The organism is Stieleria sedimenti (genome assembly GCF_025060895.1).
GTDB lineage: Bacteria > Planctomycetota > Planctomycetia > Pirellulales > Pirellulaceae > Stieleria > Stieleria sedimenti.
This window is the reverse complement of record NZ_JANZKV010000055.1, coordinates 1-12,237: the sequence shown is the minus strand read 5'-3', so window position 1 is coordinate 12,237 and position 12,237 is coordinate 1. Positions and strand designations below refer to the sequence as shown.

Annotated in this window: 6 protein-coding genes; 2 read left to right on the top strand and 4 right to left on the bottom strand. The window is 59.3% G+C overall.

Annotated elements, in window-relative coordinates:
• Positions 1 to 54: 54 nt before the first annotated feature.
• The gene (locus tag NZK35_RS08470; RefSeq protein ID WP_259632099.1) at positions 55 to 1,023 is read right to left on the bottom strand and encodes a type I phosphomannose isomerase catalytic subunit; all 969 of its coding nucleotides are present in this window, start codon (positions 1,021 to 1,023) and stop codon (positions 55 to 57) included.
• Between the two features lie 278 nt (positions 1,024 to 1,301).
• Here NZK35_RS08470 and tatC point away from each other — a divergent pair, with 278 nt between their 5' ends.
• A complete protein-coding gene (gene tatC, locus NZK35_RS08465; RefSeq protein WP_407699779.1) occupies positions 1,302 to 2,594 on the top strand; it encodes a twin-arginine translocase subunit TatC in 1,293 nt (430 codons plus the stop codon).
• Between the two features lie 62 nt (positions 2,595 to 2,656).
• On the opposite strand, the gene NZK35_RS08460 is transcribed toward tatC, so the two are convergent.
• The 3 genes from NZK35_RS08460 to NZK35_RS08450 all read right to left on the bottom strand — a co-directional run bounded on the left by NZK35_RS08460 (position 2,657) and on the right by NZK35_RS08450 (position 11,520).
• Entirely contained in the window at positions 2,657 to 4,162 is a 1,506-nt protein-coding gene (locus NZK35_RS08460; protein ID WP_259632098.1) for a hypothetical protein, read from the bottom strand.
• A gap of 791 nt (positions 4,163 to 4,953) precedes the next feature.
• Positions 4,954 to 6,423: a DUF1501 domain-containing protein gene (locus tag NZK35_RS08455; RefSeq protein ID WP_259632097.1), complete on the bottom strand. Its 1,470-nt coding sequence runs from the start codon at positions 6,421 to 6,423 to the stop codon at positions 4,954 to 4,956.
• Positions 6,424 to 6,498: 75 nt separating this feature from the next.
• The gene (locus tag NZK35_RS08450) at positions 6,499 to 11,520 is read right to left on the bottom strand and encodes a DUF1549 domain-containing protein (RefSeq protein ID WP_259632096.1); all 5,022 of its coding nucleotides are present in this window, start codon (positions 11,518 to 11,520) and stop codon (positions 6,499 to 6,501) included.
• A 33-nt stretch (positions 11,521 to 11,553) separates the two neighbouring features.
• Here NZK35_RS08450 and NZK35_RS34650 point away from each other — a divergent pair, with 33 nt between their 5' ends.
• Complete coding sequence (locus NZK35_RS34650) at positions 11,554 to 11,706, top strand: hypothetical protein (protein ID WP_259632095.1); 153 nt, start codon at positions 11,554 to 11,556, stop codon at positions 11,704 to 11,706.
• The last annotated feature ends 531 nt before the right edge of the window (positions 11,707 to 12,237 follow it).

Here is a 12,237-nt window from a genome sequence, read left to right as displayed (position 1 = left end):
GGCTGGCATGCGACGCAGGTCTTCCGTCGATAGGCCGGTCAGTGAGCGGCCCCGTCACTCCGCCCGCAACACCGTTGAATCGGCGTGGACGGCGATTGAACACTCGGGCATCGCCGCAGGCAACAGCAGGGACTGTCCCCGCTGTAATTCGATCGATGCGTCATCGGTCGTCAACGTCGCGGTTCCGATCGGGACGGTCAGGATGTGAAAACGCCCGTCACCGCCGACGACGTCGCTGCCGTTTTCCAGCGACGAAAGCACGAACTTGTCGCAGGCGACCAATCGCTGCCAAGCGAAGGCCGACGGGTCGCTCTTGAGTGCTTCGACGGGGCCGGACTGGTAATCGGTGACCGCCAGCGATTGTTCGATGTGCAGCGGCCGCGGGTTGCCGTCGGCACCGACCCGGTTCCAGTCGAACAATCGAAACGTCGTGTTGCTGGATTGCTGGATTTCCGCGATCACCAAACCGGCGCCCAAGGCGTGGACGGTCCCTGCGGGAATGAACACACAATCGCCGCGTGAAGGCTGAAACGAGTGCAGCACGCGGTCGGTTTCGCCGGCAGCCATCGCTTCGGCTAACGCGTCGCGATCGACACCCGATCTGAGCCCCGCATAGATCAAACTTCCCGGTTCAACATCGACCACGTACCAGGCTTCGGTCTTGCCGCGGTCGGGAACGTCCATCGTCGCCCCGTAGGCGTCGTCGGGGTGGACTTGGACCGAGAGGACACGATTGCAGTCCAGATATTTCAAGAGCAGCGGAAACTTCGCTTCCTCGGACGATTCTCCGAGTGTCCAGGCTGCGTCATTTTGAATCAGCCCGGAGAGGGTTTGGCCGGCCAGCGGACCGTTTTGGACCACGCTCTGATCCTGGCCGTGATCCACGATTTCCCAGCTTTCGGCGTAGTTCTGCTCGTCACCGATGGGTTTTCCCAGCAACTGCCCCAACTTAGAGCCTCCCCAGAGGGTTTGTTTGATCAGGGGGCGGAATTGCAGGGGATACGGAGATTCTTTCTCAAACATGGTCTTCCTGGAGGTGACAAATGGCGGCGCAATTGGTTCAAATATACGGATGATGAATCCGCGGTCACGAAGATCTGCATGAAAGCGCCAAATGTAGCGGACAAGGACAGTCCGACTTTCCGGACGCTTTTGCTAAACTGTTCGGCTATGGATTTCGGCCGAACCAAGGAATTCTCTCTGATGGAATTCTTTCTGGTGGTCCGATAGCCGTCACTCGCTGTGGACGGCTGCGTCGGTCTATCGCGCTCATTCAACTTTCCTGGAACAGTTAATCAATCGTGGACGCTACGGCTCAACGCAACGCTTCGGCCCGCTCTCCCCAAGCCACACGGCCGAAAGACGATCTTTTCGAAAACTCGACGATGACCTTCGGCGAGCACCTCGAAGAGCTCCGCCATTCTCTTGTCCGTGCCATCATCTGCCTAGGCATCGGACTGGCCGTCGGATTGACGGTCGCCAATCAAGTCGTCCGCTACGTCGCCGAACCGCTCAAAGCGGCGATCGTGGACTTCAACGCCAAGCGAAGTTTAGCGATGCTCGGCTACGAAGACCTGGACGATCCAGATGTTCAGGCATTGCTGCCGTTGATCACCGAACGCTCGCTGAAGTGGCAGGTGATCTACGAGATCCCCGACGAACTGCAAAACCTGACGCCCGAATCGATCGAGCTGGTTCCGCAGTCGGGCTCGCCGACCGAAACACCCGTCGTCAGCGAGCCGCAGACAGCGAAATCGAAACAGCCCAATCCGCCGGCCGCCAATCCGCCGGCCGCCAATCCGCCGGCCGCCAATCCGCCGGCGGACGACGACGTTCCCGACAAGGTTGAGGTGGTCGAGTCCGCGCCCGCCGTCTCTGTCGCCGCAGCCGGTCCGGTCGCTGTAACACCCGGTGCACGCGTCAAGCCGCGTGAGATCGCGGACATCTTGCGTGCCCTTCCCGCCGCGTCGGATCTGCGCCCCAAAGTTCAGTTCATCCGCGACACCAAAGGACTCAGCACGTTCAAGGTGGAAGAGTCGTTCATGATTTGGGTCAAGGCGGGATTGATCGTCGGAGCGGTGCTGTCGTCGCCGGGAGTGTTTTATTTCCTTTGGCAATTCGTCGCCGCGGGACTGCATCAACACGAACGCAAGTACGTCTACGTCTACCTGCCGGTCAGCGTGACGCTGTTTGTGTCCGGCGTCGTGCTGGCATTCTTTCTGGTCCTGCACTATGTCTTGAACTTCTTGCTCGCGTTCAACGGCAGCATGGATGTGGAAGTCGAGCCTCGGCTGACGTACTACATCAATTTTGTTCTGTTGTTGCCGCTGGGTTTCGGATTGGCGTTTCAGTTGCCACTGGTGATGCTGTTCCTTCAACGCATCGGACTGATCGAAACCGAGATGTACGTCGGCAGTTGGCGGGTGGCGATCTTGGTGATTTTCGTTTTGTCGATGTTGTTGACGCCCGCCGACGTCACCAGCATGGTCGCACTGGCGGTTCCCCTGATGTTCCTTTACTTCTTAGGGATCGGAATGTGTCACTTCATTCCACGCGGTCCAGGTCTGGGAAGCGGTGCGTATGATCCGGCATAGGAGCATCCTTGCCCCAGGCCGAACGGAGACCGAGCGCATCGAACGCCCGTTTAGAAATTCATTCAGGCCAAGCGGCTGCTGAGCAGTTGCATCAACAGTTCTTCGCCCAGGGGCGAGTCACCGCCGAACACGGTATCGTCACCGCTTTCGCCGAAGATCCAGTCGTTGCCGGTACCGCCGAAGATGACATCGTTATCGGTTTCGTCGCTGGCACCGCCATCGGTGTCTTCCGCGACGACGTCCGAGGATTCATCCGTTTCTTCAGACACCGGATCGATGCTTTCTCCGTCTGTGGCATCGGTGTCTTCAGCGACGGGCTGCGGATCGACGATGTCCGACTGTGACTCGGGAGTCTCCGAAGTGTCGCCGGTCACTTCACCGGTGACCTCATCAGTCGGCTCAACCGTGACTTCACCAACGGGCGCGTCGGACCCTTCGTCGGTCGGATCAGCGGTGACCTCAGTAACAGGTTCGTCAGTGACTTCATTGGTCGGTTCAACAATGGCCTCCTCAACGGGTTCACCGGTCACTTCGCCGGTCGGATCCACGGTGACTTCGCCGGTCGGATCCACGGTGACTTCATCGACGGGATCCACGGTGACTTCATCGACGGGATCCACGGTGACTTCGTCGATGGGATCAACGGCGACTTCGTCGACGGGATCCACGGTGACTTCATCGACGGGATCCACGGTGACTTCATCGACGGGATCCACGGTGACTTCGTCGACGGGATCAACGGCGACTTCGTCGACGGGATCCACTGTGACTTCATCGACGGGATCCACGGTGACTTCGTCGATGGGATCAACGGCGACTTCGTCGATGGGATCAACGGCGACCTCTCCGACCGGCTCGATCGCTTCGTCGCTGGTGTCTCCGTCTTCGGCATCGGGTTGACCGAGGACGCCGACGGTTTCATCAGGATTCAGATCGGCGGTGGTTTCGGAATCGGCCTCCGCCGCCGGTTCCCCGCCGCAGTCTTGCGATTCCGAGTCGTCGCTGGTCAACAGATCACCCAGCGGCGTGTCATCGACATCGGAGCTTTGGTCATCGGAGTCTTCGGCCAACGGCGCATCGGAGGTCTCGTCGACGATCGTGTCCTCTTCCACGATCGTGTCGGTCGGTGTGTCGCCGGTCGAGTCGATGATCACGTTGTCGCCGGGACCGCCCAAGATGACGTCGTCGCCACCGCCGCCGAGAACGACGTCGGCGCCCGCACCGGCGACCAGAATGTCGCGTCCCGAACCGCCCAGCACGACATCGTTTCCACCACCAGCTCGCATGATGGAATCCAACGACGTGTCGTTGACCAGCAAGTCATCGCCGCCCAATGCTTCGAAGATGATGCCATCGATCAGCTCCGCGTCATAACTCTGCTCCATCGACGCGACTTGGCCGTCGGCGTCTTGGGTTTGCAGTTTCACGAAGACAGAGTTTTCCACCGTGTAGACTTCTGCGATGTCATTGCCGCCGGTGCCTTCGATATAGAGCGTCGTATCCACAACGCCGATATCGGCAGCCAACAGCTTTCGGCTTTCCAGAGCCTGTACACTCAAACGTTTCATACCTTTTTATCCTTCGATCAAGGTGTGATGCTTTGAAACGCGGCCTGCCCATGCAGTGCGATCACGTTTCAAACGTGAGCCCGCCGGGAATCATGTTGGATTCAAAGGCCGGCGGGCATTGAAACGACGAGGGATGCATCGACCGGACCAATCACGACCACGAAAAAACGCCGGACAAGAAATCACCGTGAATTGCCGCGTGAAAATTCAATCGCAGTGATCAAACGGCAACCGATAGAAACGCCGGACGCGTAGAACGATTTTCAAACCCGCCTGTAAAAAGTTCCGTCGCGGGGAAAAAGTCGTGGCGGGGAATAGGTGACGTGTGAAGTTTCACGCGCCGGGGAGTATGGCGATGTTGCGTTTGCCCGCGCCTGACACGTACATCACCCACCACGAACTGTCCTGCGGCCTTACGATCGACTCCGGTGGATGTCGATTGAATTACTGAAGGATATCAAAAAACGACACTGGCTCCCCTCTCCCCAAAAAACGCCGAAGTCGCGCAGCGTCGAGCGTTTTTTGGGGAGAGGGGCTGGGGGTGAGGGGCCACACACCTGAGTCGCAAGGTATCAAGGTCAACTGCCCAACCGTATGCTCTGTGACGAACGATGCGGGATGCAATAGCGATCACCAGCCCCCTCATCCCCGGCCCTTCTCCCCCACAAATCGTTCACAAGCAAGCTTGTGAACGATTTGTGGGGGAGAAGGGTGCCATCATCTTTAAGAAGATGCATCGACGCCGTTGTGCAATGGACACAACCCCGTTCGGCGGTGAACCACTCCCCGCCCTAACTCAACAGCGCCGTCAACGCTTGCGCCTTGACCAACTCTCTCGGCTGGTTGAGGTGGTTGTAGACGATCGTTTCGGGGTGAATGCCGAAACTGTGGTAGATCGTGGCCAACAACTCGGCCGGGTGGACAGGGTTTTCCAACGGTGCCGATGCGGTTTTGTCGCTCTTGCCGTGCACGTAACCGCGCTTGGTTCCGGCACCCGCCATGACGGCGGTGTAGCAATACGGCCAGTGGTCGCGTCCGTCGTCGGAGTTGTTGTTGCCGCTGGTGCTGACGCCGCGCTGTGGGCTGCGGCCGAATTCACCGACGGCAACGACCAGCGTGTCTTCCAACATGCCGCGGTCATCCAGATCTTCAATCAGCGTCGACAATCCGGCGTCCAGCATCGGCGCCGATTGTTCTTTCATCCGCTTACTCAATCCGCTGTGATGGTCCCACGAGTGGTTGTCGCTGTTGGCGACCTTGGGCCAAATGACTTCGACAACACGCGTCCCGGCGTCGACCAGGCGTCGGGCGAGCAAACAGCTTTGGCCGAAGGTGTTGCGGCCATACTTGTCGCGCAGGTCTTCCGGTTCACTGGCCAAGTCAAACGCCTCGCGGGCCCGACCGGAAACGATCAACGACAACGCTCGGTCGTAGTATTCATCCAACTCAAAACTCTCGACGGCCTTGTTGATCTCCGGCATTTGCGCGTTGAGCAAATTTCGCAATTGCGCCCGTCGCTTCAGCCGCACGCTGAACACTTCCGGACGCAGTTTCAGGTCATCGATCTTGATGCGGTTCATCTTGCTCATGTCCAGATCATCGCCATCTGGATAGAGCGTGTAGGGGTCATAGGACTTGCCCAAGAAACCGGCCGTCCCGCCCTTGCCGACGACGTTGGATTCTTGCAGGGGCCGTGGCAACATGACGAAGGGCAACATCGGTTCGTCGACCGGCTGCATCTTGACGATGTTGCTGCCGAAATTAGGGAAGTCTTTCGGCGAAGGCGGTTCCAGCTGTCCCGACGGGCTGACCTTGTCGGTCGTGTAGCCGGTCATCATCTGGTAAATCGCCGCGGTGTGGTTGAACAGGCCGTTGGGCGTGTATGACATCGACCGAATCATGGTGAATCGATCGTTCAGTTGACTCAACTGCGGCAGATTCTCGGTGAACTTGATCCCGGGGATCTTGGTGCTGATCGGTTGGAATTGACTTTTGACGTTGTCGGGAACATTCTCCTTGGGATCCCACAGGTCCAGGTGGCTGGGGCCGCCTTGCAAATACACCATGATGATGCTCTTGGCTTTGCCCCAACCGGGACCGCCGCCGAGCACCTCACCGGCCGAGGCGTTTTCGAGTTGCATCAACGAAGGCAGCGACAGCCCCAGCATCCCGCAGCCACCGACACGCAAGAACGTGCGGCGAGACGGAGCCAGGTGGGGATCGCAAAGGTCTTTGGCGGCGAAGCCTTTGAACGAAAGCATGATTGGGGTTCTCCGAAGCGATGTGGGCGATCGGCGGTTTGGCACCGAACGTGTGTTAAAACCATCCGGGCCACGTTAGTGGTTGAACAAAAAGGCGGGGCTATTGATCAGTGCCCACGTCAGGTCTTCTGCCGCCGTCAAACGTAACCGTTCGACTTGCTGTTTACTTTGTGCGACGTCATTTCGCAGCCGAATGATTCGGGCATCATCGGGCGTTGCGACGGACAAGGCGTCGCGACGTTGCTCCAACCGAACCGTTTCGGTGTCGCGGGGGACTGCTTTCCGGGCTTCGGCCAACGCGGCTTCGGCCTTGGTTCGATCCGGGTCGGTCTTGCCGACGTAATCGATTAACGACTGTTTCGCCGTCTCGTCGCGATCGGCGACCGGTGTCGCGACGATGGAACGAAACGTTTCGGGCAGGTCCAATGGAATCTCGCCGGTGTCCGTCGTCGCGCTGATGCGAAACTTGCCCAACACGTGTTCGGCGGCGTTGTGAAACTGATGGATTTGGAACTGCAGCACACAGCCGTCGGGGTTTTCGATCGCTTGCTTCAGCTTGAACGTGGCCCAGTGGTCGACGCCGGTCGCACCGGCTACCGCCCATCCGCCTTGTCCGCGTTTGTCGCCGTCAAAGGTCGCTTCGATCGTAAAGCTCGGCTGCAAGAAATCTGCCTTGCCGCTTGCGATCGGTACGTCCGCAAACGCCTTGGGGTCGGACTTGGATGCGACCTTGATTTCGAATTCGGTGATCACGAAGTTCCCGTTGGGCGGCAAACCGGGACCGTTGCTTGGCAACGACGGATCGGAGAGGGCTTCCAAGCGGAATCCGGTGATGTTTTTCAGTGACGTCGGATACTCGATCGTGTAGACCGTCTTACCGGTTTGACCGCTGGCGGTGATCGAGCGATCTTCCGCGGCGACCAGCTTGGCTTTGTTGGTCGAGACCGCTTTGGAAGGTCGCAGCGGATGCCACTCGACCGCCGCGGCGTGTTCGGTTTCCCACTGCGTTACTTTTTCTGCCAACTGTTTGTTGACGTCTTCGAGCGCCTTGGTGGCCTTTTCGATTCGCGCCTCACGCTCTTTGGCCAAGCGTTTTTGTTCCGGTTTGGCGGCTTCGATCCGTGCGGCCAATTGCGCATTGGTTTCGGCAAGTTTCGCCTCCCGGATCTGTTCCAATTCTTGCTTCCGCTCGGCCCACTCGATTTCTTTCGCAGCCAGTTCTTTCTCAAGCAGTTCGTGGTCGGTCTTGATCTGTTGCTTGATTTGATCGAACGCTGCCAATTCGGTTTCGCTCGGCGGCCGGCCGATCGAGCGGAGGAAGATTTCCGTCGCCAATTCGCGGTCATCCGGATTTTCCTGGACGATGCGTTCCAATTCGTTCTTGGGGTCGGCGATCGCGGTGGCCACCGTGGGGCCACCGATCAAGGCCATGATCGGACCGAGTTGCAGTTCGCTGGAGCGTTCGCATTCACAGGCGCTTTCGCGAACCGGGCGTCCCAGGTTCTGCAAGAAGCCGTCATTGAGCTTGACGCCCGAGTCGGTGACGGCAGCGGCACGCGTGCCTTTGGGCATTCCGGGAATGTTGCTTTCGGCACCGGTCAACGCGTGCACGGCGTCGTAAATGACTTCGGCCGGCAGACGCCGCGGCATCGCGCGAGCGTAGTTCAACGTGTCGTCTTCGTTCATCGGGTTGGTCGCGACACTCAATTGATACGTGCGGCTGTTGCAGATTTGCCGCAACATGGCGCGGACATCAAACCCCGACGCGACAAATTGTTTGGTCAGATGGTTCAGCAATTCGGGGTTGGTCGGCGGATTGCCGGCACGAATGTCATCAATCGGCTCGATCAAACCGACGCCCAACAGATAGCCCCACAAACGATTGACGAAGCTGCGGGCGAAGTACGGGTTGTCGGCATCGGTCATCCAGGCCGCCAGCTTTTCCCGGCGGGTGCCTTCGTCGGGCATTTCGCAGGGTACGTCGTACGGAAAACTCGGCGGTGCGACGTCGCCGGTGCGTGCGTGGATGACTTCCCCGTCCTTTTTGTCGACCACTTTTTCATAGAGGGGTTTGGCGCCCTCGACGGCGGTTCCCCCGATCTTCTTGCCACCCGAGGCGGGGTCGTTTTCCAAAGCGACTTGGCCAAAGAATGCCGCCATCTCGTAGTACTGGTCTTGGGTCCAACGCTCGAACGGGTGATCGTGGCATTTGTTGCAGTTGAATCGAATGCCCAAGAACAGGTGCGTGGTGTTCTCCATCGTGTTCTCGGGATCACGCAGCACTTTGAAGTAGCTGGCCGCCGGGTTGTCTTTGTTGGAACCCGTGGCGGTCAAGATCTGTCGGGCGAACTCGTCGTAGGGACGGTTCTCCACGACGGCGTTGCGAATCCATTCGCGGAACGCCTTGCTGCCTTCGACGCCAAGAAACTTTCGATTCACCTGCAGCAGGTCCGCCCACTTGTTGGTCCAATAGTCGACATAACCTTCGCTGCCGAGCAACTGATCGATCTTGCGGGCGCGTTTCTCTTGCGTCGGCGTGTCATCGGCTAGGAAATCACGGACTTGCTCACTGGTCGGCGGCAACCCGGTTAAATCCAAGGTCACGCGGCGCAGGAACGCGGCGTCGTCGCACAACTCACTGGGCTGCACTTTGACGCGTCGCCATTTTGCGGCAACCAGCTCGTCAATTTTGCCCCACGTTTCATAGTCTTGCTCTTGGTAGTCGTCGCGATTGCCCATCACCGTCAGGGTCGTCGCGGCGTACTTGCCTTCGTAACGTGCCAAGATGGCCGCTTCGCCGCGCCGGACCGCTCTTAATAGTCCGCCCTTGCCCGACGAGGCGACTTCGGTGTTGCCGCTTTCGATAAACGCTTCACGGGTCACATCACGGGTGTTGCCATCGGCGAAATGGGCGACCAAACGCACCTGTTGCTCGGTCCCGATCGTCTGGATCACCGGATTCTGGGGATAGATCTCCAGCTTCGTCACCCGTGGGACGCCCAAATTCAATCGACTGCCGTCGGCGATCCATCGTCGCAGGATCGCGTGATAGGGATCGCCGTGAACCATCAGCGCGCCGCCTTCGTGTGGCGTCAGCCCCAGTGGCTTGCGGAGCATCAGCGATTGTTCCGGGGCGGCCGCATTGATTCGCCGCGCCGCCAGATCATCGGTCAACGCACGCAGATCAAAAATCGGGTCGTAGCCGCGGAGCGAAAGCTTGAATCCATTCTTTCCCTTCTGTGCCCCGTGACACGTTCCTTGATTGCAGCCCAGTCGGCTGAGGACCGGGTTGACGTCTTGAATGAAATCGACCGCGCCGATCGATTCGGTGGGGGCTGCGGAAATCTGCGTTGCCGAAACCGTCACGGTACTTTGATGGTCACCGAGCGAAACCACCACGTTGCCATTTCCGTCCTGAGTCGGACAGAGCAATCCGGCGGAGTTGGAAGCGACAAACGCTGGGGTTTGGAAGTTGCACGCACGCGTGACGTCCAGTGTTTCGCCGCCGGTGGTCGTTGCGGTGACGACCAATTGGACATAGGCGTAGGGAGAATTCAGTTCGGCGGATTTGGGTGCGACGTCGATCGATTGAATCGATTTCGGGTCCACACCGGCTTGCCCGACGGTATCGAGTTTGCCGATCCAGGCTTCGGCGTCGAACCGACCCGCGATCGCGTCTGCTTCGCTGGCGGCCTCTCGTTCGGCGGCCCGGAACACTTCGAAGGTTTTGTCCGGCGTGCCGTCGGCGGCAAGCCGCTGAAGTTGCCCGTTGCTGGCGGCGATATACAGCGAGTTATCCGGTGCGAACGCAATCGCGTAGGCCGCGGCATCGTCGATCTGGTGCAACGCCAATTGTTTGGTTTCCGACTGGCGATAGGCGTCGGCCTTTTTCTTCTCTTCGGGCGACCGATCGTTGACGCGTTTGGCGAGGATCTTTTTCAGTTCGTCGGTCAGATCACCGCTGAAATCATACGACCACACGCGGACTTCGGATTTGCCGTTCAGGGTTGCGACCGCGGCGATGCGGGTCGCGTCGTGGTTGATCGCGACGTTGAAGATCCGCCCCTGCATCGCGGGCAGCTTGCGGATCAAATTGGCATCGTCACCGATCTTGCGGGCGGTTTCGCGGAAGATGCGATAGACCTTGGCGACACCGTCGGCACCGCCGATCAAGATCTCGTTTCGCTCCGGGTGCATCGCGATGCTGCTCAACCCGCCCGACAGTGCCCCGGGCGTGATCGAGGTGATGTTGTCGATGAAGCGTTCCGTTTCCACCTCGGTCAATTTGCAGGACATGTCCCGCGCGACAGAAACCAAGTGCGTTCCGTCGGGCGTGAAGGCGACGTCACGAATCCAATCGTCGTGGGCGCCCTGGAAGAGCACTTGTTGACCGCTGTTGGCGTCGATCGCGCGGACCACATTGTCCGACGCGCCGAATGCGAGTTTGTTGTTGTCGGGCGACCAGCCTGCGCCGGACAGGGCGTCGTAGGTGAAGGGCACCGACAGTTCCAATTCGCCGGTGCTGGGATTCCAGATTTGCACTTCACCGCGAACGCCCGGAGTGCCACCGATCGCCGCCAAGCGACTTCCGTCGGGACTGTAACGCACCGAATTGATCCGCGGACTGATCCCGATCAAGCGGCTTTGGATCGCGCCGTCCGCCGTATCCACCAGCAAGACTTCGTGGTAACCCGCGACGGCGATCTGCTTTCCGTCGGGTGAGACGTCGATCGACGGAACCGAAGGGGCGTCGTTGTAGTGCGGTGGGTTTTCGCTGCCGAACGGCGGCGCGGTGTCATCTGGCGAGTCATTCGTCGCTCCCTCGGCGATCCAACGCCGCACCAATTCGACTTCGACCTCGCTGAGCGGCTGGGACGGCGGTTTCGGCATCTCGGCCACGCCGTCGACCGGGGTGATCTGCGCGATCAGATAGCTTTCCTCGGGTTTCCCAGCAACGATCGCCGGCTCGCCCGTCTCACCGCCGCCGACCAGTGACGCAAAGTCCGTCATCACGTACGCGCCGAGTTGCTTGGCGCCTTGATGACAACCGTAACAGTGCTGTCGAAAGATCGGATCGATTTGCTTCGAGAAACTCACCGGAGTTTCAGCGGCATCCGAACCGACGAGCGCGTGAGAGAAACCAACGGACACCAGCACGAATGCGGCGGCGACCCGACCGAAAAAGAAGCGAGTTTTCACAGTGGATACCTGGGTAACAATCCCGTCGGATCCGCAGTGACCGCGCCGGTGACCCGTCGCGTGATCATTTTGAAAGGACAATGACCATTCGACGCGTCGGAAACGGAAAGTCCTGCGGAACATTCATTTCTGACGAAGGCCAGTCCGACACGAAAACACCCGAACGTGGTCAGGACGCTCCGTGCAGGTAGCCCAGGAAGGGGCAGGCGGGGGCGGAAACCCGTACTTACGGCGAGCTTCCACTCCCTTGACTCTACTGGGAAACCCAACCATCGTCAACTTCTTCGTTCCGCGATTCTACCGGGGGGAGGACGTTCACCTGAGCGTGTGAAAAACCAGCGCAAGCGGATGAGGGTGGAGGCCGCCTGGAAACAACGGCGGGCTCGCGGGCAATTCTGCTAACAAGAACACCTTGTTTGGTGTCAACAGAGAGCAACGCCATTCCGGTATCCCGGAGGGAGCACAGCGAGTAGCCGGAGGTCAGCGAAGCACCACCTCCGGAGCGGCGTTGATTCCCTGCGTTTGACGAGGTGTTAGCGGCAGGGCGCAAGCCCTCCGGTCGCTCATCGATCCCGAAACACCGGAGGGCTCGCGCCCAATACCGCTCAATCGACA

What these genes read in the sequence shown, in the direction of transcription:
- NZK35_RS08470 (WP_259632099.1), bottom strand. Translation starts at nt 1,023, where the DNA reads ATGTTTGAGAAAGAATCTCCGTATCCCCTGCAATTCCGCCCCCTGATC.
- NZK35_RS08460 (WP_259632098.1), bottom strand. Translation starts at nt 4,162, where the DNA reads ATGAAACGTTTGAGTGTACAGGCTCTGGAAAGCCGAAAGCTGTTGGCT.
- NZK35_RS08455 (WP_259632097.1), bottom strand. Translation starts at nt 6,423, where the DNA reads ATGCTTTCGTTCAAAGGCTTCGCCGCCAAAGACCTTTGCGATCCCCAC.